General features: G+C 73.7%; 19 protein-coding genes and 1 tRNA gene. 8 read left to right on the forward strand and 12 right to left on the reverse strand.

Annotation, left to right across the window (positions count from 1 at the left end; all coding sequences use genetic code 11):
* Positions 1-34: 34 nt before the first annotated feature.
* The 3 genes from FHR36_RS31820 to FHR36_RS31830 are packed head-to-tail and all read right to left on the reverse strand — an operon-like array spanning position 35 to position 3,015.
* Entirely contained in the window at positions 35-1,576 is a 1,542-nt protein-coding gene (locus tag FHR36_RS31820) for a PP2C family protein-serine/threonine phosphatase (protein ID WP_253802809.1), read from the reverse strand.
* A 51-nt stretch (positions 1,577-1,627) separates the two neighbouring features.
* Positions 1,628-2,137, reverse strand: coding sequence for an FHA domain-containing protein FhaB/FipA (locus FHR36_RS31825; protein ID WP_253802810.1), 510 nt, complete (start codon positions 2,135-2,137; stop codon positions 1,628-1,630).
* Positions 2,138-2,148: 11 nt separating this feature from the next.
* The gene (locus FHR36_RS31830; protein WP_253802811.1) at positions 2,149-3,015 is read right to left on the reverse strand and encodes an FHA domain-containing protein; all 867 of its coding nucleotides are present in this window, start codon (positions 3,013-3,015) and stop codon (positions 2,149-2,151) included.
* A gap of 334 nt (positions 3,016-3,349) precedes the next feature.
* Here FHR36_RS31830 and FHR36_RS31835 point away from each other — a divergent pair.
* Positions 3,350-3,433: transfer RNA gene (locus FHR36_RS31835), tRNA-Leu, on the forward strand.
* A 103-nt stretch (positions 3,434-3,536) separates the two neighbouring features.
* Here FHR36_RS31835 and FHR36_RS31840 read toward each other — a convergent pair.
* The 7 genes from FHR36_RS31840 to FHR36_RS31870 form a co-directional block, all read right to left on the reverse strand.
* Positions 3,537-4,352: a LamG domain-containing protein gene (locus tag FHR36_RS31840; RefSeq protein WP_253802812.1), complete on the reverse strand. Its 816-nt coding sequence runs from the start codon at positions 4,350-4,352 to the stop codon at positions 3,537-3,539.
* A gap of 50 nt (positions 4,353-4,402) precedes the next feature.
* A complete protein-coding gene (locus FHR36_RS31845; RefSeq protein ID WP_253802813.1) occupies positions 4,403-6,529 on the reverse strand; it encodes a polysaccharide deacetylase family protein in 2,127 nt (708 codons plus the stop codon).
* Positions 6,530-6,626: 97 nt separating this feature from the next.
* A complete protein-coding gene (locus tag FHR36_RS31850; RefSeq protein ID WP_407660873.1) occupies positions 6,627-8,153 on the reverse strand; it encodes a glycosyltransferase family 2 protein in 1,527 nt (508 codons plus the stop codon).
* Positions 8,150-9,451, reverse strand: coding sequence for a nucleotide sugar dehydrogenase (locus FHR36_RS31855; protein ID WP_253802814.1), 1,302 nt, complete (start codon positions 9,449-9,451; stop codon positions 8,150-8,152). Before FHR36_RS31855 ends, FHR36_RS31850 begins: the two co-directional genes overlap by 4 nt.
* Positions 9,452-9,898: 447 nt before the next feature.
* Positions 9,899-10,510: a TetR/AcrR family transcriptional regulator gene (locus FHR36_RS31860; protein ID WP_253802816.1), complete on the reverse strand. Its 612-nt coding sequence runs from the start codon at positions 10,508-10,510 to the stop codon at positions 9,899-9,901.
* Positions 10,511-10,594: 84 nt separating this feature from the next.
* The gene (locus tag FHR36_RS31865) at positions 10,595-11,725 is read right to left on the reverse strand and encodes a sensor histidine kinase (protein WP_253802818.1); all 1,131 of its coding nucleotides are present in this window, start codon (positions 11,723-11,725) and stop codon (positions 10,595-10,597) included.
* Positions 11,722-12,393: a response regulator gene (locus tag FHR36_RS31870; RefSeq protein WP_253802820.1), complete on the reverse strand. Its 672-nt coding sequence runs from the start codon at positions 12,391-12,393 to the stop codon at positions 11,722-11,724. Before FHR36_RS31870 ends, FHR36_RS31865 begins: the two co-directional genes overlap by 4 nt.
* 215 nt (positions 12,394-12,608) lie before the next feature.
* Between FHR36_RS31870 and FHR36_RS31875 the strand changes: the two genes are divergently transcribed.
* Both FHR36_RS31875 and FHR36_RS31880 read left to right on the forward strand, forming a co-directional pair.
* Positions 12,609-14,399 carry a phosphatidylglycerol lysyltransferase domain-containing protein gene (locus FHR36_RS31875; protein WP_380232077.1) on the forward strand — a complete coding sequence of 597 codons (1,791 nt, stop codon included), beginning with the start codon at positions 12,609-12,611 and terminating at the stop codon, positions 14,397-14,399.
* Positions 14,400-14,579: 180 nt separating this feature from the next.
* Positions 14,580-15,350, forward strand: a complete 771-nt coding sequence (locus FHR36_RS31880) for a hypothetical protein (RefSeq protein ID WP_253803244.1) — start codon at positions 14,580-14,582, stop codon at positions 15,348-15,350.
* A 24-nt stretch (positions 15,351-15,374) separates the two neighbouring features.
* Here FHR36_RS31880 and FHR36_RS31885 read toward each other — a convergent pair whose 3' ends face one another.
* The gene (locus FHR36_RS31885; protein ID WP_253802822.1) at positions 15,375-18,125 is read right to left on the reverse strand and encodes an ATP-binding SpoIIE family protein phosphatase; all 2,751 of its coding nucleotides are present in this window, start codon (positions 18,123-18,125) and stop codon (positions 15,375-15,377) included.
* A gap of 224 nt (positions 18,126-18,349) precedes the next feature.
* Here FHR36_RS31885 and FHR36_RS40135 point away from each other — a divergent pair, with 224 nt between their 5' ends.
* The 5 genes from FHR36_RS40135 to FHR36_RS31910 all read left to right on the forward strand — a co-directional run bounded on the left by FHR36_RS40135 (position 18,350) and on the right by FHR36_RS31910 (position 24,155).
* Positions 18,350-19,528: a rhodanese-like domain-containing protein gene (locus tag FHR36_RS40135; protein WP_253802825.1), complete on the forward strand. Its 1,179-nt coding sequence runs from the start codon at positions 18,350-18,352 to the stop codon at positions 19,526-19,528.
* 72 nt (positions 19,529-19,600) lie between these two features.
* A complete protein-coding gene (locus FHR36_RS31895) occupies positions 19,601-20,230 on the forward strand; it encodes a DUF5819 family protein (protein WP_253802827.1) in 630 nt (209 codons plus the stop codon).
* Positions 20,231-20,325: 95 nt separating this feature from the next.
* Positions 20,326-21,333: an HTTM domain-containing protein gene (locus FHR36_RS31900; RefSeq protein WP_253803245.1), complete on the forward strand. Its 1,008-nt coding sequence runs from the start codon at positions 20,326-20,328 to the stop codon at positions 21,331-21,333.
* A gap of 9 nt (positions 21,334-21,342) precedes the next feature.
* Positions 21,343-23,493: an FUSC family protein gene (locus FHR36_RS31905; RefSeq protein WP_253802828.1), complete on the forward strand. Its 2,151-nt coding sequence runs from the start codon at positions 21,343-21,345 to the stop codon at positions 23,491-23,493.
* The gene (locus FHR36_RS31910) at positions 23,490-24,155 is read left to right on the forward strand and encodes a TrmH family RNA methyltransferase (protein ID WP_380232074.1); all 666 of its coding nucleotides are present in this window, start codon (positions 23,490-23,492) and stop codon (positions 24,153-24,155) included. Before FHR36_RS31905 ends, FHR36_RS31910 begins: the two co-directional genes overlap by 4 nt.
* A 40-nt stretch (positions 24,156-24,195) precedes the next feature.
* Here FHR36_RS31910 and FHR36_RS31915 read toward each other — a convergent pair whose 3' ends face one another.
* On the reverse strand, positions 24,196-25,521 hold the full coding sequence (locus tag FHR36_RS31915; RefSeq protein WP_253802829.1) for a peptidoglycan-binding protein: 1,326 nt from the start codon (positions 25,519-25,521) through the stop codon (positions 24,196-24,198).
* Positions 25,522-25,653 lie beyond the last annotated feature (132 nt).

Consider the following 25,653-nt stretch of genomic DNA (forward strand, 5'->3'; position numbering starts at 1 on the left):
GTAGGCCGCTCCCCGACGGCTGGTGCGGTACGGCCTACTGGCCCGGGCAGGCGGCGGCCATCTGCTGCTCCTGCTCGGTGAGAGGCGGTGCGGTGGCGGGAGTGCCGGTGGAGGCCGAGGAGGCCTCCTTGGCGGCGGCGACCTTCTTGCAGACGGTCGCCTGGTCGCCGAGCTTGCGGACCTGGTCCTTGGCGTCCTCCAGGCTCTTGGCCTGGATGGTGTTGGTCACCTGGGTGCGCTGGAAGGTCGGCAGGAACTTCAGCTCCACGTCGCCGTGCTTCTCGTACACCGAGGAGAGGCCGAAGCCGGCCAGGTTCTGGTTGACGCCCTGGTAGACGGCGACGGTGTCGCCGTCGGCGCCGACGTAGTACTGGTCCTGGGTCCACTGCCAGCCGAACCAGCCGGCGCCGCCGAGCAGGCCGAGGACGACCAGCGCGGAGAGCGTGATCTTGAGGCCGCGGCGGCGCTTGCGCCGGCTCGGCCGCTCCTCGTAGTCGTCGTAGTCGGCGTGGCCGTAGGGCTCCGCGTCACCGAAGGACTCGGGCTGGCCGAAGGAGCCCGCCGGGCCCTCCTCGTAGCCCTGGGCCGGGCCGAAGCCGGGGGCGGCGCCGTAGCCGGCGGACGGGTCGCCGTAGCCGCCCGCCTGGTCGCCGTACGCGTCCCCGTGGGCCTGCGGGTAGCCCGCGGCCGGGCCGAAGGCGCCCTGCGGCGCCTGCGGGCGGCCGAGGCCGGCGGCGCGGCCCGCCGGGGTGTCGAGCACGCTCGGGTCGGCCAGCGGGTGCGGCTGGGCGTCGGCGACCGCGCCGACCACCACCGGGATGTCCGCCAGCTGCCCGCTGAGGGTGTCGGTGGCGCCGACGTCGATCACGTCGGCGACGATGCAGGTGATGTTGTCCGGGCCGCCGCCGCGCAGGGCGAGCTGGATCAGCTCCTGGACGGTCTGCTGCGGGGCGTAGTAGCTCCCGAGCGTCTCCTCCAGGGTCTGGTGGCTGACCGGGCCGGACAGGCCGTCGGAGCAGATCAGGTAGCGGTCGCCGGCCCGGACCTCGCGGATCGACAGGTCGGGCTCGACCTGGCCGCGGCCGTCCAGGGCACGCATCAGCAGCGAGCGCTGGGGGTGGGTCTCGGCCTCCTCGGGCGTGATCCGGCCCTCGTCGACCAGCCGCTGCACCCAGGTGTGGTCCTGGGTGATCTGCACCAGCGAGCCGTCGCGCAGCAGGTAGGCGCGGGAGTCGCCGATGTGGACCATGCCCATCCGCTGGCCGGTCCACAGCATCGCGGTGAGGGTGCAGCCCATGCCCTCCAGCTGCGGGTCCTCCTCGACCATCTGCCGCAGCCGGTCGTTGGCGGTCTGCACCGCGTCGTTCAGCAGGGTGAGCAGGTCGGCCCCGGGGATGTCCTCGTCCAGGCGGACGATCGAGCCGAGGACCTCCGAGGAGGCCACCTCGCCGGCCGCCGCGCCGCCCATGCCGTCGGCGACGGCCAGCAGCCGGGGACCGGCGTAGCCGGAGTCCTCGTTCCCCTCCCGGATCAGGCCCTTGTGCGAGCCGGCGGCGAAGCGCAGCACGAGAGTCATGCGGTCCGGACCCTCCTCTGGGTGGACGGGGTGCTGGTCCTCATGTGCTGACTACTTCCGTAGCTCGATGACGGTCCTGCCGATGCGGAGCGGCACGCCGACCTGGAACGGTGTCGGGGCGGTGAGCCGCTGACGGTCCAGATAGGTGCCGTTGGTGGAGCCTAGATCCTCGACCGTCCACTGCCCAGTCTGGTCGGGGTAGATCCTGGCATGCCGGGAGGACGCGTAGTCGTCGTCGAGCACGATGGTGGAGTCGTGCGCCCGGCCCAGCGTGATGGTCTGGCCCTGGAGGGCGACGGTGGTGCCCTGCAGCGAACCCGCCACCACCACGAGGTGGGTCGGGGCGCCGCGGCGGGGCCGCGGCTGCTGCTGGGTGGCGGCCTGCTGGCTCTGCGGCGCCCGGCCGGCCGGGGCCTGGGCGGCCGCCGGCCGCCGCGCCCCGCGCGGGTTCACCTTGGTGCCGAACAGGTCGCTGCGGATCACCTGCACCGCGACGATGACGAACAGCCACAGCACGGCGAGGAAACCCAGCCGCATGACCGTCAGGGTCAGATCTGACATAGGGGGCCGCTCTACCCTTCGACCTGTCGGTAGACGATGGTGGTGGACCCGATGACGATTCGGGAGCCGTCGCGGAGCGTAGCGCGCTGGGTGTGCTGTCCGTCCACCACGATGCCGTTGGTGGACCCCAGGTCGAGCACCATCGCGGGTGTTCCGGGGCGGATCTCGGCGTGCTTGCGGGACACCCCGGGGTCGTCGATACGGATGTCCGCCTCGGTGGAGCGGCCCAGCACCACGGCGCTGCCGGTGATCTGGTGCCGGGCACCGTTCACCTCGACCCAGCGGCGGGTGTTGGTGCCGCTGTGCCCGGCGCCCGGGAAGGGCCGCACGTTCCCGCCGGCCGACGGCGGGGCCGGCGGCATCGCGGGGGGCGCGGTCGGCGGGGGCGGCGCACCGTACGGGGCCGCGCCGGGCTGCTGCCACGGTGCGCCGGGTGCGGGCGGGGTGGGCTGGCGTCCGTAGCCGGGCGGGGCGGCCGGGGGTGCGGGCGGGGCCGGCACCTCCTCGGAGGCGAGGGTGCGGCTGCGCACCCGGTACAGGCCGGTGTCCAGGTCGTCGGCCTTGTCCAGGGTGACGTTCAGCGGCCCCATGAAGGTGTAGCGCTGGGCCTCGGCGTACTCGCGCACCATGCCGGCCAGCTCGGCGCCCAGCTGGCCCGCGTACGGGCTGAGGCGCTCGTGGTCGTGCGGGCTGAGCTCGACGATGAAGTCGTTCGGGACGACCGTGCGGTCGCGGTTCCAGATGGTGGCGTTGTTGTCGCACTCGCGCTGCAGCGCGCCCGCGATCTCCACCGGCTGGACCTCGGACTTGAACACCTTGGCGAAGGTGCCGTTGACGAGACCCTCGAGTCGCTGCTCGAACTTCTTCAGGACTCCCACGGGGCACCCCCTTCCAGGGCGTCGTCCGGGCCGGCGTCGGGCCGGCTCGATAGCGGTACTTCCGTACTGATCGTATCCACGCCCGGGCCATCCGTACGGTTCCCCTGGCCACGTCGCGCCCGTGAGGGCTACCCGCCCCGGCGCCCGCTCACTCGTTCGCCTCCCTCCGCTTGCGGGTCCGCGGGGAATGGATTCGGAGGTACCCCGCAGGTCGTGCTAATGTTTTCCATGTCGGAAGGGGCGCCCGAGAGGGAGCCGAACGGAAGACCCCAAGAGATGCGGTAAGCTTCTCGGCAGGTCGGAAGAGCGGCAAGCATCTGAAGACAACACCCATGCGCGGGTGGCGGAATAGGCAGACGCGCTGGATTCAGGTTCCAGTGCCCGAAAGGGCGTGGGGGTTCAACTCCCCCCTCGCGCACAGCGAAGGCCCCGCAGATCTCAGGATCTGCGGGGCCTTTCCCGTTCTCCCGGGATGTGACGGAGAAGACAGTGGGCCCGGCCGGTCGGCCGGGCCCACTGGTTCAGTACGAGCCGATCCGGAAGTCGCGGAACTCCAGATCGGTGTTGTCGCCCCGCAGACCCACGCCGCCGGGTGCGGTGAGGCGTTCGGGGTCGTCGTCGACGGTTTCCAGGACGGTGGCGCCGTCGACGGTGAGGGTCAGGTGGACCCGGCCGTCGGGCATGGTGCGGGCGCTCGCTCCGACCTCGTGCCACTCGCCGTAGGGGAAGGAGTGTTTGCCCTCGGCGAGCGTCCGGTAGTCGCCCTGGTCGGACGTGTCGGCGTCCGGCCCCGGGGTCTTGCGCTTGATCTCCACGTGCCCGTCGCGGCGCCGGAAGCTGAGCGCGTACAGCTGCTGCGGGCTCCGGTAGCGCAGCCACAGGTGCGCGCCGTCCCAGTCCTGGGACGGGGTGCGGCCGGTGGTGCCGGGCGCCTGCAGGCGGACCCGGGCGGTGACCTGGCAGTCGCCGAAGTCCCGGCGGCGGGTGACCAGGCGGAAGACGGACGAGCCGGTGTGCCGGTCCGAGGCGGGGCCGGGGGAATCGCCGTCGGGGGCGCCGGTCCAGCCGGCGCCGTCCCTGGCGAACAGCGAACCGCTGGTGGCCACCCAGTCCTGGCTGACGCGGGCGTCCGCGGCCTGCTGGTTGCGGAAGGCGTACTCGTTGGTGACCAGGCCGTCCGGGCCGAGGGCCGGGCGGAACGGGGCCGGGCCGGCGTCCGGCGCCGGCCACAGCTCCCAGGCCGCGGCCGCCGCGGCCAGCGCCGCGACGGAGCCGCCGAGCAGGAGGGCCCGTCGGCCGAGCAGCGGACGATGGTCGTTCGGGTCGTGGTCGGTCACCGGGCCATGATCGCCCACCGTCTCCGGGCCCGTCATCGGATCACGGTCGCTCACTTGACCGCCGCCTCGTACACCTTGAGGTTGCGCACGGTCGGCCAGGCGTTCCTGGTGACGTCCCGGTAGGCCGAGAACGCCACGCCGCCGGTGCCGCCGGCGTCGCCCTTGGCCGGGACGGCGAAGTTCACCGTGCCGTCCACGGTGATCCAGGTCGTCTCCGAGCCGACCGTGATCTCCACGTCGTGGTGGTCGGCGTCGGCCAGCGCCCTGGACGCCACCAGCCTGCGGTTGTCGGCGCTGCCGGAGAGCACCTTGACGCCGCGGCGGCTGACCTCGACGCTTACCGCGCCGGGGCTGCCGACCCGGGCCCACAGCGCGGCGGAGACCCCCGGCGTGTTCAGCCGGCGGACGGTGCCGCGGACCGTGTACCGGGTCCAGCCGGCGGTGCGCTCCTGCTCGAAGGCCGCGTAGTCGGACAGCGCGAGCCCGGTCGGGGCCAGTCCGTCGCCGCCCACGTGCATGCTCGACGGCACGCCGGGTGCGGTGGCCCAGCTGGCGCCGGGGTCGAGCAGCACGGCCTTGGCCACGCTCAGGGTGCTGGCGGCGGAGGTCGCCGCGCCGGGCGGGACCTGGGCCACCTTGAGTGCCGTGAACCTGGGCCACGGCGTCTTGTCGGAGCCGTTGCGCACCGACAGGGAGATGCCGCCGGTGGCGTTGCCGCCGGTCGCGGTGGTGGTGGTGCTCAGCTCGGTGCGGCCGTCGACAAGGACCTTGACCAGGTTTCCGCTGACCGTTACGTCGATCTGGTGGGTGGCGGCGGCGACCAGCGGCTTGGCGGAGATCTGCTCGCGCTTGTCGCCGCTGCCGCGCAGCAGGGTGACCGTGGAGCGGCTGAGGCCGACCGTGATCGGGTCCGCGCTGTCGTTGCGGGTGGTGAGGTTCACGTTGTTGCCGCCGTCGGCCAGGTCGGAGACGGTGGCGGTGACGGTGTAGTCGGTCCAGTCGACGGAGGCCATCGGCAGGTAGTCCGCGGCGGCGTACCCGCTGGTGCCCGGGTAGGGGCCGGCGCCGGTGAGCACGCCGATGTCCTTGGCGTTGCTGCCGTCGGTGCGCACCCAGGAGGCGGGCTCCTGGAGCGGGGCGTCCGCGACGGGCGGGACCAGCGTCCACTGCCTGACCTGGGTCAGCAGCTGGTCGGCGGTGGTGTCCTGGAAGACCTCCAGCCGCTGGACCTGCCGTGCGGCGGCTGCCCGGCGCCCGGCGGGCAGCGGGCGGTGGGTGAGGTCGGTGAGGGTGGCGACGAAGGTCCGTTCCAGAACGCCCTGCAGCGAGGGGCCGGGGATCGGCAGGTTGATCCGCTCGCTCATCTCCGAGAACGGGTAGGCGAACAGCTGCGGGCGGGGGAGGCCGTGGTCGGCGAAGTCGGTGAGGCTCTGCGCGATGTCGCCGTCGAGGCGGGCCTGGTACTCCTCCACGTTCTCCACCCGCTGCTTGGCGGGCAGCCACAGCCGGTTGGACAGCGCCGAGGCCTGGGTGCCGTCCGCGTCGACCTGACCGCGCTGGTGCAGGTCGTGGGTGTGGTCCTGGAAGTCCCAGCGGCCGGAGGCGGCCATCCGGGAGATCTCGGCCCAGGAGAGGTAGTACGGGCGGTTGTGGTCGACCTTGCCGGTGATCAGGTAGGACGCGGCGTGCATGTGGTGCTTGGCCAGGATGCGGTCGCCGTAGACCCACAGGCCGTTGGTGCCGTCGTCGAAGGTGATGTAGACCGAGCGCGGCGGCGCCGGCCCGCCCCTCAGGTAGTCGACGAACTCGTCGGTGGTCAGCGTCCGGTAGCCGGCCGCCTCCAGGGCCGCCAGCTGCTCGTCGAAGCGCTGCGGGGTGACCACGTACTGGCTGGGGTTGGTCGGACTGATGTCGTGGTAGGTCAGCACGACCGGCGGGGCGGCCTCGGGCAGCTTCTCGGCGCCGCTGTGCCAGGAGGCCTGGAGCGCCCGGTCGAGGTGGGTGGGGGCGGGCGCGCCCTGCGGGGTGACGTCGCGGCGGAAGACGTAGTACTGCCAGCCGGCGTAGAACGGCAGGGCGAGGACGGACAGTGCCACGGCCACCAGCGTCAGCCGGGCGATCCAGTGCAGGACTCCGCGCCGGCCGCCCGCGCGCCGGGCGTCGGGAGTTGCGTTCACAGCAGACTTCCTCGGGAGAGCACGACGGCGTAGACGCCGACGACGACGGCGGCGGACAGGACGGCGGCGGTGAACCGCCCCACGGCACGCAGGATTCTCATGTCGCGCTCCTCGACCAGACGCCGCGTCGGATGGTGGCCAGCGAGTACGGCAGCAGCCAGGCGAGGACCACCGAGGAGAGCAGGCTCATCACCGGGCGGTAGCGCCAGCGGGTGTCGCCGGGGTTGTCGACCTTGAAGGCCAGGCCCCAGACCAGGCCCTTGAGGACGACGCCGCACAGGTACAGCAGGGTCAGGAAGGCGGCGCCGTGCAGCGGCGCCCAGAGCAGGTGGCGGAAGGCCATGAACGGCGCCGACACCACCCACAGCGCGTGCCCGTAGTAGAGCGCGGCCGGGCCGAGGCCGCGGCGCCACATGAAGGTGCCGGTGAAGCACATGTTCCGGATGAAGCTCTTCTTCCACCGGATCTGCTGCTTCATGAACGGCCGGAACCGGGCCGGGACGTTGGTCCACACCCGGGCGGACTGGACGTAGCCGATCCGCCACGTGCGCTCCGGGAAGTCCTCGGCGGTGACGAACGGCGAGTCGGCGTACTGCCGCTTGAGGCCCTGGCCCTTCCACTTCTGGCCGAGCACGTAGCCGGTGAGCTGCCGGTCGGTGGCGAAGCGGAACGGGGCACCGAGGAAGCGGTCGCCGGCCCAGGCGGGCAGGTAGTTGTAGATCGCGTCGCGGCGGAAGACGGCGAGCGGCCCGGAGACGCAAGCGACCGAGCCGAAGACCGCCTCGGCGGCCTTGGCGACCCGGAACTGGCCCTCGTACCAGACGTCCTGGGCCCGGGTGAAGACGCTCACCGGGGCGTTCAGGGCCCGGCAGTGGCCGCTGACCGCGCCGAGTTCGGGGTGGCGGACCAGGGCGTCGATGCAGCGGCGCAGCGCGTCCGGGGCGAGGATGCAGTCGGAGTCGGTGAAGGCGATGACGTCGCCGTCGGCGATCTCGCAGGCGCGGACCAGGGCGTGCTTCTTGCCGAGGTTCTTGTCCAGGTAGAGGACGGTGATGTCCAGTTCGTGCTCGAGACGGCGCAGGACGTCCCGGGTGCCGTCCTCGGAGAGGTCGTCGACGACGACGATCTGCAGGTCGGGGTAGTCGGAGGCGGCCATCGAGCGGACACAGTCCTCGATGCAGTCCTCCTCGTCCTTGACGGCGAGCAGGAAGCTCACCCGGGGGACGGCGGGCAGCGGCGGGAAGGTGTCCAGGTCGCGCGGGCGCCGGCGCAGTTCGCGGACGGCCGGGTCGTCGTACTTGCTGTAGGCGATGTACAGCATGGCGATGGTGCCGGTGAGGACGACGAAGCCGTAGCCGAGGATCAGCGGGCTCTGCGGCAGTCGGGGTGCCTCGCGGGCGAGGATCAGCAGCAGCGGCAGGATGCACAGCAGGGTCAGCACGCGGCGGAAGCCGTGCCGGACGGCGGGGTCCATCCGGTCCATGGCGCGGCCGAGCGGGCCGGGCCGGCGGACCGGGGCGCGGACGCCGGGGGGCAGCGGGGGCAGGACCCGGTCGGTGGCGGGCAGGCCGGGGGGCGGCCCGGCCGGAGTCTCCTCCGGCGCGGGCAGCGGGTGGAGGATCACAGCACGGCCCTCGAGGGAAGGTCGGTGAGGCGGTAGGTGGCGTCCAGGACGGCGCTCTGGCCGGTCAGCCAGCCGAGGTCGCTGCCGGGGTGGACGGTGTGCACGACCACCAGGTCCCAGGTCTCGGCGGCGGGCTCGACGACGCTGTCGGCGAGCTTGCCGTGCAGGCGGGCCCGGGTCACCAGCGGGTCGTGGAAGGAGACTTCGGCGCCGAGGTCGGCCAGCTCCTCGAGGATCTCCAGGGCGGGGGACTCGCGCAGGTCGGCGACGCCGGGCTTGTAGCTGACGCCGACCAGCAGGATCCGGGCGCCGGCGACGGGGCGGCCGCGCTCGCCGAGCAGTTCGCGGACGCGTCCGACGACCTGGCGGGGCCGGCCGGCGATCGCGGTCATCGCGGTGTCGACCAGCGGCGAGGCGATCCGCAGCCGGCGCAGCTGCCAGAGCAGGTAGTGCGGGTCGCAGGGGATGCAGTGCCCGCCGACGCCGGGGCCGGGGTAGAAGGGCATGAAGCCGTACGGCTTGGTGGCGGCGGCGTCGATGACCTCGAGCGGGTCCAGCGACAGGCTGCGGCAGTTGTCGGCGAACTCGTTGGCCAGGGCGATGTTGACGGCGCGGAAGGTGTTCTCGTAGAGCTTGCTCATCTCGGCGGTCTCCGGGGAGGTGACCCGGTGGACCGAGGGGGCGGTGCGCAGCAGGACCTCGGCGGCGAGTTCGGTGCAGCGTTCGGTGGCGCCGCCGACCACGCGGGGGGTGGAGTCCTGGGCGTGGTGCGCGTTGCCGGGGTCGATCCGCTCGGGGGAGAAGGCGACGTGGATGTCCTCGCCGACGGTGAAGCCGCGGGCGGTGAGCGGGCCGACCAGCAGGTCGCGGGTGGTGCCGACGTAGGTGGTGGAGGTCAGCATCAGGAGCTGGCCGGGTACGGCGTGTGCGACGGCGGTGGCGCAGGCGGCGGCGAGTGCGTCGAGGTCGGGCACCAGGTGCGCGTCGACCGGGGTCGGTACGCAGACGATGACGGTGTCGGCGGCGGCCAGCGCGGCGGGGTCGGTGGTGAGGGTGAGGCGCGGGTCCCGGACGGCGGCGGTGAGGCGCTCGTGGTCGGCGGGCAACAGGTCGACGCTGCGGTCGCGGATGGCGTCCAGGCGGGCGGCGCTGACGTCGAGTCCGATCACCCGGCTGCCGGAGGTGAGCAGGGCGAGGGCGGTGGGCAGGCCGACGTATCCCAGACCGACGACGGCGACGGTGGGGGCGTCGGCGTCGTCGGCGTGCCGGGTCTGATGCGGCACGGAATGTGTGAACATGTCATGTTCCAGGGGGTTTGATGCGTACACCAGTTCGGCTGTCGCCGAGGGACCGGAGAAGGATGGAGTGCGCGCCAAGACGGCGGCAAATCGTCCGATTGGGCGTCGGATGGCGCTCTGATGGCAGGTTTTGACCGGATTGAAGGGGAATTCCGGGCCATTACTGAGAGGTAGCCAGTCCGATTGGGTTCCCGGTTCGTTGAAAATGTGACAGAACCGTGATGGGGGCTCTGAGGTGGCGTCGGGAGCGGATCTGACGGGAGGTCGGTCGGGGAGGCGCGGGGTGGCCTCCTGGGGCAGGGGTCCTGCGTCGGCGAACCGATCGCGGTGCGACGGGCGGGTCGAGGGGACGGTGGATCCGCCCGGGTGTGCGATCATATTGCATCGTCAGTGCAAGTTTCTGTCCGTGCGGCGGCTGCGGCGGATCGCACGGGTGGGCGGAGGCGGTCAGGCCCGGTCGTAACCGGCCAGCAGGGCGAGGACGGCGGACGCCATGGTCCGGCGGGCCTGCGGCACGCTCAGGCCGCTGCTGCGCCAGTGGTGCCAGGCGCTCCAGGTGGTGAGCGCGTCGAGGGCGTTGAGCAGATCGGTCCGGCGCTCCTCGGGCAGCGCGTCCAGTTCGACGGCGAAGACCTGGGTCAGGCGCAGCCGGGCGAACTCCAGGGTCTGCCGGACCGCCTGCTCGACCCGGTCGGACGGGTTCTCCAGTCGCAGCACCGCGAGCCGCGTGGGCAGCGCCCACTCCAGGATCCGGGCGCGCTGCTCGGCCAGTGCCGCCACCCGCAGCTCCCGGGGGCCCTCGGTCGGCAGCGGGCGGACCTGGGCGGTGAGCTGGTCCAGCCGGCGGGTGACGGCGGCCTCGACCAGATGACCCATGTCCTCGAAGTGATGGAAGACCAGCCGGCGGGAGACGCCGGCCCGTTCGGCGACCTGCTCGGCGACGAACCGGGTCGCGCCGTCGTCGAGCAGCGCGAGCATCGCGTCGGCGATCCGCTCCCGGGTCTGCCGTCCGCGCTCCGTCCGGCCGTCCACCCGCCCCTGGTCGTCCGGCCGCTGCACCCTGCGCCTCCTCGTCTCGGTGGCCGCCATCATGGCACCGCGCGGGCGACCGGTGCCGGGGACGCGCTTTCGGAGGGGGCCGGGCTACTCGCCGGCGGCGGGGAGTTCGGCGCGGACGGTGAAGCCGCCGTCGGGGGTCGCGGTGGCGGAGAGGGTGCCGCCGAGCAGCTGGGCGCGTTCGCGCAGGCCGACCAGGCCGTGGCCGCCGCCGGGCAGCGGGGCGGGGACGGGGCCGGAGGGGTGCGGCGGCGGGCCGTTGCGGACCTCGACCAGCAGCCGGGCGCCGCGGGAGGCGAGGCTGACCCGGACCGGGGCGCCCGGTGCGTGCTTGGTGATGTTGGTCAGCGCCTCCTGGACGGTGCGGTACGCGGCCCGTTCGACCGCCTCGGGCCAGGGCCGGTCCTCGGGGGCGAGCTCGGCGGTGACCGCGAGGCCGCTGCCCTCGATCAGCCTGGGCAGGTCCGCCAGCCGCGGCTGCGGGGCGAGCGGTTCGTCCCGCCGTACGCTGGCGGCGCGCAGCACGCCGACCATCTGGCGCAGCTCCTCCAGGGTCCGCACCGACAGCTCGCGGATGGTGCGGGCGGTCTCCTTGGCGGTCGGGTCGCCGGTGGAGACCTGGAGCGCGCCGGCCTGGATGGAGATCAGGCTGACCTGGTGGGAGACCACGTCGTGCATCTCGCGGGCGAGTCGGGCCCGCTCCCCCGCCAGGACCCGTTCGGCCAGCAGCCGGCTCTCGCGCTGCCGGCCCTCGGTGAGTTCGGCCAGCCGCTCGGCCAGTTCGCGGCGGGTACGGGCGAGCATGCCGAGTGCGGCGGGTCCGGCCGCGAGCATGATCGACTGGATGGCGTAGAGCGCGTTGTCGCGGCTGAGTACGAAGATGTCCTCGCCGAGCGGCCAGTGGAAGAACTCGACCAGGGCGAAGGCGCTGGCGCAGACGGCGGTGATCCGGACGCTGGTGTACGCGGTGGCCACCGAGTAGACCGCGGTGAGCGGGGCGAGCCAGATCTCGGTGATGAAGGCCCCGGGCAGGGTGAGCAGCAGCACGGTGACCGGGAAGCGCCGGCGCAGCAGCAGGGCGGCGGCGGCCAGTGCGGACAGGGCCAGCTGCCAGGGGGAGGAGTTGCGGGCGACCAGGGCGGCGTCCAGGGCGGCGAGGGCGACGGGCACCAGCAGCATGGTGCGCGGCGAGGTCGTCCAGGCCGGGAGGCGTCTCATGCGCCGCTCTGGTCGGTGTCGCGGACCAGGCCGGCGCGGTGGGCGAGCACCGCGGCCTGGACCCGGTTGGTGGCGCCGAGCTTGCCGAGGATGGCGCTGATGTGGTCCTTGACGGTGCCGGTGCCGAGGAACAGCCGGTCGGCGATCTCGGCGTTGGACAGGCCCTCGCCGAGCAGGACCAGGACGTCCAGTTCGCGGCCGGTGAGCTGGCGGGTGAGCGCGGCGGCCTCGGCGTCGGGGCCGCCGCCCTCGACGTAGCCGCCGATCACGGTGCGGGTGACGGTGGGGGAGAGCACGCTGCCGCCGGAGGCCAGGATCCGTACCGCGTGCACCAGCTGCTCGGGTGCGGTGTCCTTGAGCAGGAAGCCGGCGGCGCCGGCCCGCAGTGCGGTGCCGATGTACTCGTCGGTGTCGAAGGTGGTGAGCATGGCGACGGCCGGTGGGTCGGGCAGGGCGCGCAGCCGGCGCAGGACGGTGAGGCCGTCCAGGTCGGGCATCCGGATGTCGAGCAGCACCACGTGCGGGGCGAGTTCGCCGACCAGCTGTTCGGCCTGGCCGCCGGAGCAGCTGCCGACGACGTCCAGGTCGGGGGCGGAGCCGACGATCAGGCCGAGCCCGGAGCGCACCAGCACCTCGTCGTCCACGATCAGGACCCGGGTGGTCGGCATGTGCACTCCTTCGTTGGCTGCGTCTTCGTTGGCTACGTCCCGGTACGGGCGGGTACGGGCAGCGTACGGGGCCTTAGGGGTACCCCCGCCGATCGGCGGGGGTGGGAATCCGCTACCGGATTCACGCAATTCTCATCCGGGGTGGTGAACCATGGAAATCGGGGCTGAATCGCCCGGGTGCCGTGCGGATGCGCCCCGATATTTGATCGTCTGGAATGGGAGCTGTGTCCACTGTGAAGACGGCGCCCTCGGCCGCGTCCTCCGCGCGTCCTGGTGATGACAACGGCCTGATGGCCCGCTGGCGGCCCCGGGCCGTCGCCGCGACGGTCTGGTACCTGCGGCTGATGGCCCTGGTCAACCTGGTGGCGGTGTTCGCGGTGCCGTTCCGGAACCAGCTGCGCAGCCACCGGGAGGGCGAGTACTTCACGCCGTACCTGGTGACCGGCGGTCTGACCACGGTGATGCTGTCGCTGTTCCTCGCGGTCGCGATGAGGCGCCGCAAGCGGGCCGCCTGGATCTTCAACGTGGTGCTGTGCGGTGTGTTCAGCGGCGGGTACGTGGCGTTCATGCTGTTCGGCCCCCAGTACCGCAGCCACCCGCTGAACTGGTTCTCGACTGTCCTGACGGTCGGATTCTTCGTGGCCCTGCTGGTGGGCCGCCAGGAGTTCACCTCCAAGGGCGACCGTTCCAACCCGAAGACCGCGGCGGCCGCCACCGTCCTCGGCCTCGCGGTCGGCGGCCTGATCGGCTCGGTGCTGGTCGAGCTGACCAACTCGCTGAGCGGCGCCGGCTTCGGCACCCGGTTCGTCTACTCCCTCTTCCGCATGGTCACCATCGCCCCCTCGGACCGGGTGGCCGACGTGATCTCCGTCCCGACCTGGGTCAACGCGGTCATCAACGTGATGGGCGCGCTGCTCTTCCTGGGCGTGGTGTACGTGGCCTTCCGCAGCCCGCGCGGCGAGGAACTGCTCAGCGACGAGGACGAGGCGCAGCTGCGCGCTCTGCTGGACAAGCAGGGCGAGCGGGACTCGCTGGGCTACTTCGCGCTGCGCCGGGACAAGGCGGTGATCTTCTCCCCCAGTCGCAAGGCGGCCGTCGCCTACCGCGTGGTCGGCGGTGTCTCGCTGGCCTCGGGCGACCCGATCGGCGATCCGGAGGCGTGGCCGGGGGCGATCGAGGCCTGGCTGGGCGAGGCCCGGGAGCACGCCTGGGCCCCGGCCGTGATGGGTGCCTCCGAGGAGGCCGGCGTGATCTACGCCCGGCACGGCCTGGACGCGCTGGAGCTGGGCGACGAGGCGATCGTCGAGATGGACGAGTTCTCGCTGGACGGCCGTGCGATGCGGGTGGTCCGCCAGGCGTACAACCGGGTCAAGCGGGCCGGGTACACCGTGCGGATCCGTCGGCACGAGGACATTCCCGAGGCCGAGATGGCCGAGCTGGTGGAGAAGGCGGACCACTGGCGGGACGGGGCCACCGAGCGCGGTTTCTCGATGGCGCTGGGGCGGCTCGGCGACCCGGACGACGGGCGTTGCGTGATGCTCGAGTGCTTCGACGGCGACGGAAAGCTGCGTGCGCTGCTCAGTTTCGTCCCGTGGGGTGCAGACGGTCTGTCGCTGGACCTGATGCGGCGCGACCGCGACAGCGAGAACGGCCTGATGGAATTCATGGTCATCGAGCTGTTGCAGCGCGCCGAGGAGGTGGGTCTCGCGCGGGTTTCGCTGAACTTCGCGATGTTCCGCTCGGTATTCGAGCGCGGGTCGCGCCTCGGTGCGGGGCCGGTCCTGCGGCTCTGGCGCTCGGTGCTCGGATTCTTCTCCCGCTGGTGGCAGATCGAGTCCCTCTACCGGGCCAATGCGAAGTACCGCCCGATCTGGGAGCCGCGTTATCTGCTGTTCGAGAAGAGCAGCGAGATCCCGCGGATCGGCCTGGCGAGTGCCCGCGCCGAGGGATTCATCACTGTTCCGAGTCTTCCTGCGCTGTTCCGGCGACGGCACCGGCGCGGGTAGGGGTGGTCCCTCCGCCGGGGGGCGGAGGGAAACCGGTCCCCACTACTCCTGGGGGATGACATGGGACGGGCGCGAAAGCTGATGACTTCCCTTTATCCGATGCGTACGGTCGAAGTAGTGGCATAAAGAGTTGTTTCGGTTTCCGCAGGATCGGACGGGGAGCAGGGAGTCGTGAAGCAGATGACCCACGCGGGGGGCGTGCGAAACGGGATCGGCGCATTCGTCGTCCGATCCGCTGTCGCCGAGTGGGGGGTGCTCTTCGGCACCGTCAAGGACCGGGTGGTGCGGAAACGCTTCGCCGCCGTACCGCTGGCCGCGGGGGCGACCCTGCTGATCCTGCTGTTCTCCGTTCTCCAGCACCTGCCCGGCGGCGAGCACTTCGTCAGCCGGGTCGGCGTAGTCCGGGCCGGGCTGCCGCTGGACCTCTCGCTGCTGCGCACCCCGTTGTCGCTGTACGTGCCGGCGCTGGACCTGCCGGTGTGGGGGGCGCTGGCCCAGGTGTTCCTGGTCTTCGGCATCGCCGAGATCGTCCTCGGCCGCCGGCTGACCCTGCTGGTCGCGTACGCCTGCACGCTGGCGGGCACCCTCTTCGCCCGGATCGGCGTGATGATCGGCCCGGAGCACCTGTTCGGCTTCCCGCGGTGGGTCGCGCACGTCCGCGACACCGGCCCGTCGGCGGCCGTGGTGGCGCTCGCCGTGGTGGTCGCCTTCCGCTGCCGCGCCTGGTGGACGGGCGCCGCGGTCGCCCTGGCGATGGTCGTCGAGGCGGTCCTGCTGCCCAACCTGGCCGGGCTCGAGCACGTGGTCGCGCTGCTGACGGCGGCGCTGATCGCCGCCTCGGTGGAGGTCTTCGGCGACTTCTGGCCGCGGGTGCTGGCCGGGGTGGGCGCCGCCGCCTCGATCGCCGCCGAGGCCGGGCGCCGCACCCGGGCCACCGCGCTCACCCCGTGAGCGCCCGCCGCTCGTGACGCGGTACTAGCCGCGTGGCAGCGGCATCTCGAAGTAGACGACCTTGCCGACCGCCTTGCGCGCGGTGCCCCACTTCTCGGCCAGCTTGGAGACCAGGTTGAGGCCGCGCCCGTGCTCGTCCATCGACTCGGCGGGCTCCAGCGAGGGCAGGTTGTGGTTGTCGTCCATGACTTCCACCAACAGCTTGTCCACCCGGATCAGCTGCAGCTGGACTTCGGCCCGGGCCACCCGGACGGCGTTGGTCACCAGCTCGGAGACCAGCAGCTCCACCGTCTCGCTCAGCGGGGTCAGCTGCCAGGCGGTCAGCTGGTCGCGGACCAGTCGCCGGGCCCGGCCCACCTCCGCCTCGGTCACCCCGAGCTGCCAGGTGGCCACCTCGCTCGGCGGGACGCCGTCGAAGCGGGCCACCAGCAGGGCGATGTCGTCCTGCCGGTCGTCCGAGTGCAGGGTGTTCAGGACGGTGTCGCAGGCCTCCTCGGGGGTCTGCTTCGGGTCGATCAGGTTGCCGCAGAGCGCGGCCAGCCCCTCTCCTATGTCGCCGCCCCGCACCTCGACCAGGCCGTCGGTGCACATCACCAGCATCGACCCGTCCGAGACGTCGATCGTCTTGGCGACGAACGGCACCCCGCCCACGCCGATCGGCGCGCCCTCCGGGATCTCCAGCAGCTCGCCCCGCCCGTCCGGGTGGACCAGCACCGGGGGGACGTGGCCGGCGCTGGCCAGCTCGCAGGTCCGGTTGATCGGGTCGTAGACCGCGTACAGGCAGGTCGCCAGGTGGTCGTCGCCGAGCTTGTGCGCCAGGTTGTCCAGGTGGCGCAGCAGCTGCCCGGGCGGCAGGTCGAGCGCGGCCAGGGTCTGCATGGCGGTGCGGAAGCGGCCCATCGCCGCGGCCGAGTGCAGGCCGTGGCCCATCACGTCGCCGACCACCAGGGCCACCCGGCTGCCGGGCAGCTGGATCGCGTCGAACCAGTCGCCGCCAACCTCCGCCTTGCGGTCGCCCGGCATGTAGCGGTGGGCGATCTGCACGCCGGGGATCTTCGGCGGCCGGGTCGGGATCATCGAGCGCTGCAGGGTGGTGGCGACCTTGGACTCGGCCCGGTGCAGCCGGGCGTTGTCCAGCGACAGCGCCGCCCGGACCGCCAGCTCCTGGAGGGTGTCGGCGTCGCCGCGGGTGAACGGGGAGCGGTCGGGCAGCCGCAGCAGCTTGAGGATGCCCAGCACGTTGCCCCGGGCGGAGAGCGGCAGCACCAGCATGGAGCGGCCGGCCACCACCGGGACCAGCTCCGGGCCGCCGAGCGAGATCGCGTACTCCACCGCGACGTCCGGGCTGATCACCGGGACCAGGACCGGCTTGTTCTCCTGCAGCGCCAGACCGGGCGGGGTGGAGCTCGGCATGGTGAGCAGCGCGCCCTCGTCCAGGACGTGGTCCCACTGGCCGCCGGCGCCCTTGTAGGCGCGGGCCACCCGGCGCAGCACGGTGGCGTCGTCGGGCTCCTCGTCGGGCAGCTCGCTGTCGGAGATCAGGCCGTCCAGCAGATCGACGCAGGCGAAGTCGGCGACCCGGCGGACCAGCACCTCGCACAGCTCGCGGGCGGTGGTGTCGAGGTCCAGGGTGGTGCCGACCTGGCTGCCGATCGTGTTCAGCAGGGCCAGTTCGTTGTCGTCGGGGACGCCCCGGACCACCTCCACGCCGTCGGTCGGCGGCGCGCTCTGGCCGGGCACGTCGATGGTGGGCGCGAGGTCGTCGGAGGGGTCGGCCGGCTGCGCGGGCAGCCCGGGTGTCTCGGGGGCGGCCGGTCCGCGGCCGCCTGCGGCGGAGTCGATGGTGGGACCTCCCGGGGTCGGGCCGGCGGGGCCGGAACCGGCGCCGGCGTCGCGTGGGCCTGGGATGGTGCTGCCGAGGGTCCGCCCGCCGTCGGGCGTGCCGTCGGCCGTGGGGAGGGTCCGGGGCGCCTGCGGGCCGCGGCCGGACGGGCGCAGCGGGTCCGGCGGGCGGCGGGCCGCGCGCTGCTGCGGGGTCGGGTAGCGGCGGCCGATTCCGGCCGCCAGCCGGGCGGTGCCCGAGGTGGACGCCTGGTAGGGGAGGATCGGCAGGCGGGTGGCGGAGTCCACCCAGATCGCCGGGAGTCCGGCGGCGGCCAGCTGGTCGAGCACCCGGCGCCGCCGTTCCTCGGACCCCTTGGGCAGGAGTGCGGCCAGGGCGGACGCGTCGGCCGGTCCCGGCGGGGCGAAGGCGGCCGCGACCCGGTGCGGGCGGCCGGGCGCGGGCGCCGCCGCGTACGGGCGCAGCCCCTCGCCGACCGCGATCCGGGGGCCGGAGGTGCGCAGCGGGCGGGCGTCGGCGGCCAGGGCGAGCAGGGAGCGGCCGCCGGGCTCGATCAGCGGGTAGGCCCACCAGAGCACGTCCCGCAGCCGTTCCTCGCGGTCGTGCACGGCCATCGAGCCGGCCCAGGGCGTGTCCTGCTGGGTCAGGTCGTCGAGGGTGTCGAGGGCGTCGCAGCGCCGGCCGGTGCCGGGTGCGGCCGGTCCCGCGGTCTCCGGTCGGGGCTCGACGGCGGGCAGCAGGCCGTGGGCGGAGCGGCCGCAGGCGACCTCGGCCCGGTGCCCGAAGAGTTCCTCGGCGGTGCGGTTCCACTGGGCGATCCGGCCGTCCGGGTCGACCAGTACGGCGGCGACGCGAAGCAGGGCGACCACGCCTGACGGGTGGCCACCCGGGACGTCCCCCCGGTTCGGTGTGGAGTTGGGCTCGTCCACCATGGATTCGGTCTGCCCCTTTTTCCGGCCGCTGCTCCTCGCCTTGTACCGCGTGCGCCCTCCAGCGAAGCACGGACGGGGGCGCGTACGACAGCGAATCGGGGAGATTCGTGAGTATCAGTTGCGTGTCACGCTGCGTGCGCCGTCGGGTGCACCGGGTTCACCCGGGCGGATCAGGGTGTCGCTTTGCGGACGGCCGCGGGGCGGGCCCCGGTAGGGTGGCGCGGGTGAGCGAACAGAGCCCGGCGCTGTGGGCGGACCCGGAGCGGCAGCAGCTGGAGGAGCAGGTCGCCGCCGCCGAGCTGGCCTGGCTGACCCTGGACGTCGACGTGGAGACGCTGCGGGTCGAGATCGACAACTTCGCCCTGGTCCACCACCAGCTGCTCGGCCCGCTCTACGCCCGCCTCGACGAGCTGGACGCGCTGATCGCCGAGGCGGTGGCGGCGCTGAGCGGTGACCCCGAGGACCTCAGGCTGGCCGCCGAGGCGCGCGCCCGGGTCGAGCCGCCGGACGAGCACGAGGTGCCGTCGGACGGGCTGTGGGAGGCCGAGCAGCGGGCCCGCCAGGTCCGCCCCGACCGCGAGGCGCAGCGCCTGTACCGCGACCTGGCCCGCCGGGCCCACCCGGACCTGAGCACCGACCCGGCGGAGCAGACCCGCCGCTCGGCCTTCATCGCCCGGGTCAACGAGGCGTACGCGCGGGGCGACGGCGGGCAGCTGGAGCAGCTCGCCGAGGAGTGGTCGACCGCGCCCGAGTCGGCGCCCGCCGCGGACTCCCCCGACCGGCTGGGCTGGCTGCGCCAGCGCCTGGAGTGGCTGACCGGCCGGATCGGCGCGCTCGCCGCCGAGCAGGTCCGGTTGGAGCGCACGCCGATGGGCGAGCTGCTGCTGCTGGCCCCGCAGGAGCCCGAGCGGCTGCTGGAGGAGCTGGCCGAGCAGTTGCTGGCCACCGCCGCCGAGCGCCGGGACCGGCTGGAGGGGCTGCTGCCCGCGGCGCCGGCCGGTCACAATGGAGGTGGCCGACCCGGGGATTCCGGGGGCCGCGAGAGCCGCGAGGACCAGGAGACCGCCACGATGTTCGCTGAAGCGCTGCCCACCACCGACGCCGCCTCGGTGCCGTCGGACGCCGTCCTGCTCGACGTCCGCGAGCAGGACGAGTGGGACGCCGGTCACGTGGAGGGGGCGCTGCACGTCCCGATCGGGCAGGTGCTGGCCCGGCTCGAGGAGCTGCCGGAGGAGAAGCTGTACGTGCTCTGCCGGGTCGGCGGGCGTTCCGCGCAGGTGGTGCAGTACCTGGTCGCCAACGGTCTGCGCGAGGCGGTCAACGTGGACGGCGGCATGTACGCGTGGGAGGCGGCCGGCCGGCCGATGGTGAGCAGCTCGGGCGCGCCCGCGTACGTCCTCTGAGGCCTGTCGGACAGGCCTTAGCGCGCGTCGCGCCCCTGTTGCGGGGGCGCGGGCTGGTGCAGGATGGCCCGCGTGCGTGTCTGGTCCGTCCCCGCTCGGGTCGTGCTCTCGGTCGCGGCGCTCGGGCTGGCCGCGGGCACCGCGCTGTTCCTGGCCGCGCTGTTCCTGCACGTGGCGCCGGAGAACGCGGTCTCCCGGCGGTACCGGGCCGAGGTCGACGCGGTGGTCTACCCGGAGTTCGAGCAGAACTGGAAGCTCTTCGCGCCCAACCCGCTGCAGCAGAACGTCATGGTCGACGCCCGGGTGCAGACCATCGCGGGGGACGGCCGGATCACCACCCGGGACTGGACCGGGCTGACCGCCCAGGACTTCGCGGCGGTCCGGCACAACCCGGCGCCCAGCCACGTCGACCAGAACCTGCTGCGCCGGGCGTGGGACTTCTACGACGCCACCCACCCGCAGCAGGACGGTGCGGTGGCCGGTCCGCGGGCCAAATTGGCCGAGGAGTACCTGAAGCGGATCGCGCTCCAGCGGATCGGCCGCACCGCGGGCGGTGAAAGGATTCTGCAGATCCAGTTCCGGGTCGGTGCCCGGACCGTGGCACCGCCCCCCTGGAGCCCCGAGCAGGTCTCCACCGACCCGGACTACCGCGAGCTGCCCTGGTGGCCGGTGAACGAGGACGACTACCGGGGGCTGGCGTGAGCGACCCCGTACCCGTCCTCGACCGGGACGCCGCCGAACCCCCGCCCGCCGGACCGCCCGCGCCCGCCGAGCGGCGCCCCGGGCGCTGGGAGGTCCTGCTCACCCCGCTCGCCGCCCACCAGGCCGCCGTGGTGCGGATCGGCGTCGCGCTCGCCTGGGGCGGCTTCCTGCTCCGCGAGTGGCCCCACCGGCGGGTCCTGTACGGCGACCTGTCGCCCTGGTCGTCCGACCTGTCCCGGCAGCTGCTGGCCGACACCCACGCCTTCACCGTGCTCGGCCGGTCCTCCGACCGGTGGTGGTTCGAGCTGGTGTACCACCTGGCGATCCTGGCCTCCGCCGCGCTGCTGCTCGGCTGGCGGACCAGGGCGAGCAGCGTGCTGTTCGCCGTCACCGCCGTCTCCCTGCAGAACCGCAATATCCTGGTCGGTGACGGCGGCGACAACGTGGTCCACCTGATGGCGATCTACCTGGCGCTGACCCGCTGCGGGCTGGTCTGGTCGCTGGACGCCCGCCGACGGGCCCGCCGCTCCCCCGCCGGGCCGGCGGCCGGGGAACAGCCCGGGGAGGTGCGCGCGGTGCTGGACGCGCTGGCCTCGATGCTGCACAACTGCGCGATGCTGGTGATCGCCGTCCAGGTGGTGCTGATCTACTCCACCGCCGGTTGGTACAAGATCCAGGGCTCGCGCTGGCAGGACGGCACCGCGGTCTACTACCCGCTGCACCTGGGCTACTTCTCCCCCTGGCCGGCCCTGTCCGGGCTGCTCGGGGCCGGGCTGCTGACCACGGTCGCGCTCTCCTACGGCACCGTGGTCGCCCAGGTCGCCTTCCCGTTCACGCTGGCCAACCGGCGGCTGAAGAACGTGCTGCTGGCGCTGATGATGGCCGAGCACGCCGCCATCGCGGTCACCCTCGGGCTGCCGTTCTTCTCGCTGGCGATGATCGCGGCGGACGCCGTCTTCCTGCCCACCGGGGCGCTGCGGCGGCTCGAGCGGTGGGCGGTCGGCCTGCTCGGCCTCCTGGGCCTGGCCGGTCCGGCAGGTCCGGCAGGTCCGGCCGGTCTGGTCGAGCGGCCAGCGGAGGGGTCGCGGCCGGAGAGCGGATAGGCTCCCTTTATGTCCTGGTTCGTCGCCCTTCGTGACACCGCGAAGGCCGGGCTGACCCTGGACCGGTCGCTGACCGACCCCCGCCGCGCGCTCCGCGGCGCCGTCGCCGCCGGACTGGTCGTGCTGCCCACCCTGGCGCTGTTCGGACCGGGCCCCGCCACCTCCGCCGCGATGGGCGCCTTCATCGCCGGCACCGCCACCTTCCAGCGCAGCTTCCGCCCCCGCGCCTCGCTCGCCGTGGCCGCCGCCATCGGACTGGGCGTCAGCACCTTCCTCGGCTACCTGGCCGTCGGCGTCCCCGGCGCCTTCCCGGTGCTGCTCGCCGTCTGGGCGTTCGGCGCGGGCCTGGCCTGGGCGGTCGGCCCCACCGCCGGCGTGGTCGCCTCCACCACCCTCGCGGTGATGCTGGTCGTCGTCCAGCTCCCGGTCAGCGCCGTCAGCGCGCTCGGCCACGGCGCCCTGTGCGCCCTCGGCGGAGCCGTCCAGGCCCTGCTGGTACTGGCCTGGCCGATCGGCAGCTGGCGCGCCCAGCGCGACGCCCTCGCCGACGTCTACGCCGCCCTCGGCGACTACGCCCGCCGGCTGCGCCAGGACCCGACCGCGCCCGTCGACCCGGAACCGTTCGTGGTGGCCCGCCAGGCCGCCGCGCTCACCCCCTGGCAGGCCCGGCACCGGCCGCCCGAGCTGCGCGGCCTGCGCGGCATCGCCGAGCGGATCCGGCCCGCCCTCGCCGCCCTGGCCGACCCCCGGGTCGGTGCCCCCGCTGAGGGCCCCGCCCGCGACCAGGCCCGCGAGGTGCTGGCCGGCGCCGCCGAGGTGCTGGACGCGCTCGCCCACGCCATCCGCACCGGCGACCCGTTCCGCACCCCCAGCGACAGCGCCGGCCTCGCCCTCGCCCGCCCCGCCCACGGCCCCGCCCTGCGCGGCGCCCCCCGCCGCGCCGCCCGCCGGATCATCGGCCTGCTGGGCCGCGCCGCCGACCGCCTCGACCAGCAGGACCGCTCCACCGTCACCCCCGCCCCCACCGGCCCCGGCCTGCGCCGCCCGCCGCTGTTGCGCACCGTGCCCTCCGCGCTGCGCACCGTCGGCCGCCAGCTGCACCCGCGCTCGGCCGTGCTCCAGCACGCCGTCCGGCTCTCCGGCGTGGTCACCGCCGCCTACCTGGCCGCCCGGCTGCTCGGCCTCCACCACGGCTACTGGGCGCCGATGACCGCCACCATGGTGATGCGCCCCGACTTCGCCCAGACCGCCAGCCGCGGGGTGGCCCGGCTGGTCGGCACCAGCGTCGGCGTCCTGGTCGCCACCGGCGTGGTCCAGCTCTTCCACCCCGGGCCCTGGGTACTCGCCTCGCTCGCCGTGGTCTGCATGGGCGGCGCCTACCTGACCCTGCGCACCGGGTACGCGCTGATGACCGTCTGCGTCTCCTCGTACGTGGTCCTCCTGCTCGGCCTGCAGCCCGGCGACCCTGTGCAGACCGCGGTCGAACGGGTCGCCATGACGCTGCTCGGCGGCGCCGTCGCGCTCGGCGCGTACGCGCTCTTCCCGACCTGGCAGACCGCCCGGCTGCCGGAGCGGCTGGCCGAGTGGCTGGCGGCGGTCGGGCGGTACAGCTCCGCCGTCTTCACCGCGTTCGGCGCCCCGGGCGTCGGGCAGGCGGACAAGGCCGTCCGGGCCGCCCTGCTGGACGCCCGCGAGGCTCGCGGCGAGATGCTGGCCGCCCTCGACCGGGCCGAGGCCGAGCCGGTCCACCACCCCGCCGAACTCTCCCGCCGCCAGGTCGAGCGGGCCCGCACCGCGATGGGAATGCTGGGCCGCTCCAGCGTGGTGATGGAGGCCCACCTGCCCGCCCCGGACAGCCCGCCCGTCCCCGGCGCCCTGCGCTTCGCCGAGGAGCTGCGCGACGCCACCGCCGTCGCCGCGGCCGCCGTGCTGCTCGGCCAGCCGGTCGACTTCGCCGCCCTGCGCGAGACCCACGCGCGGCTCGACGCCGAGCTCGCCGACCTGCCCGCCGAGGAGGCCGCCGAGGGCGTCGAGGTGGTGCGGGCCGGGGCCCGGCTGGTCATGCACGCCCTCGCGGAGCTGGAGAAGGCCGTCCGACCGCGGGCGGCGGCCGCCGCCGAGGAGAGCGCCGCCGAGGGGGCCGTACCCTCGACTGCGTGAACGAGACGGGTGTGCCCCACCGGGGCGAGCAGTACGACGACGCCTTCGCGCCGGACGACCGCGAGATCGGGGTCGGGCCGCACCCGGAGCCCTGGCCGTCCGGGCCCAATTACGACCCCGGGCTGCTGGCCGCCGGTGACCGCCGCAACGTGGTCGACCGGTACCGCTACTGGACCCGTGAGGCGATCGTCGCCGACCTGGACACCCGGCGGCACGGCTTCCACGTCGCCGTGGAGAACTGGCAGCACGACTTCAACATCGGCTCGGTGGTGCGGACCGCCAACGCCTTCCTGGCCGAGCAGGTGCACATCGTCGGACGGCGGCGCTGGAACCGGCGCGGCGCCATGGTCACCGACCGGTACCAGCACGTCCGCCACCACGACTCGGTCGCCTCGCTGGCGGCCTTCGCCGCCGAGCGGGACCTGCCGATCATCGGGATCGACAACCTGCCGGGCGCGGTGCCGATCGAGACCTTCGAGCTGCCCGAGCGGTGCGTCCTGCTCTTCGGCCAGGAGGGGCCCGGCCTCACCGAGGAGGCCTGGCAGCACGCCCGGGCGGTCTGCTCGATCGCCCAGTTCGGCTCCACCCGCTCCATCAACGCCGGGGCGGCGGCCGCCATCGCCATGCACAGCTGGATCCGCGTCCACGCGGAACACGGCTGAGCGGCGCGGAGACCGCGCCGCTCGGCCGGGAACGCTCCGGCTAGCCGAAGAGCAGCCGCCAGGTGTGCGGACCCGGGTAGCCGTCGGCCTCGGCGCCCCGCCAGCCCTGGGCCAGCTGGAAGGCCTGGACGTTGCGCCGGTCCGACTCGCTCCAGTCGGGGCTCGGGCCCTCGGTGTAGTAGCGGCCGTAGCCCTTGGCGACCAGCGCCAGGCCGAGTCGGCGGACGTAGTCGTTCACCTGGCCGGGGCCGAACCGGTCCGCGCCCGGGAAGCCCGGGGCGGCCTGCGGCGCGGGCTGCGCCGGTGCGCCCTGGGTGGTCTGGGTGGTCGGAGCGGGCGGCACGGTGGCCGGCGGCGGGGGCGAGACGTCCGCGGGCGGGATGTCGCGGCCCTTGCTGTGGACCAGGAAGTCCCAGGTGTCCTTGCCGGGGTAGCCGTCGGCCTCCGCGTCCCGCCAGCCCTGGGCCAGCTGGAACGCCTGGGTGGCCTGACGGTCCGCCTCGCCCCAGTCCGGGCTCGGCCCCTCGTGGTAGAACCGGGCGCCGCCGCGCTGGACCAGCATCTCGCCGAGCCGGGTGACGTACGGGTTGACCTGGCCGGGACCGAACCGGTCCGCGCCGGGGAAGGCGTCCGCGTCCGGCGCGGGCATCGGCTGGGACAGGCCGCGGTAGCGGTACGGGAGGTAGGAGCCGGAGTTGCTCCAGTACGCGTACGGGTTGGTCCGCTTCATGGTGCCCGGGCGGGTCTGCTCCAGGGCGACGTAGCGGGTGTGCGCGTCGTCGGCCCAGCCGCCGAACAGGACCACGTGCGAGCCGGACTCAGGGTTGGCCGCGTTGTTGAAGATCAGCGCGTCGCCGGGCTGCAGGTCGTCCTTGCCGATCCGGTCGGCGAAGTTCGGCAGGGTCCAGGTGGTCTGGCTGGTGCCCAGGCCCCACGCCATCGAGACGAAGCCGGAGCAGTCCTGGCGGTAGCCGTCCGACCAGAAGCGGCTCATCGAGTACGGGACCTGCTGGTCGACCCAGGTCTGCGCGCGCTGCATGATCTCGGACCGGGTGGTGGCGGGCCGGACGGCGCGCGGCTGGGGGGCGGCCGCGGTGTCGTCGCCGTACAGGCCGCTGACGCCGCCCTGCGGGGCCTCGGGTATCCCGGCGCCCCCGGTGGGCTGCGGCGCGGGGGCGGCTATCGCGGCGGTGCCGCCGCCGAGCACGCTGCCGACGGCGGCGACCAGGAGGGCGGCCCGGCGGGCGCCCCGGGCCGCCCGATGGCCGCCGTCCTCGATCCGGGCGGCGTGCAGCCGCGCCCGGCGGCGCGCCCCGCAGCCGCCGCAGGCGCAGTCCGCGCCCGGCTCCACGTCCGTGAACTCCATCAGCACGGTGGTCCTGCCTTTCCATCAGGGAATGGCAACACGTTCTCCGCTCCCGCCCGGTGCTACCACCCGATGGGCAGGAGAACGGGGCAGTTCGGGTGAAAACGGATCATTTGGCTCTGTTTCGGCTGA

It is taken from the genome of Kitasatospora cinereorecta (genome assembly GCF_024172095.1).
GTDB classification, from domain to species: Bacteria; Actinomycetota; Actinomycetes; order Streptomycetales; family Streptomycetaceae; genus Kitasatospora; species Kitasatospora cinereorecta.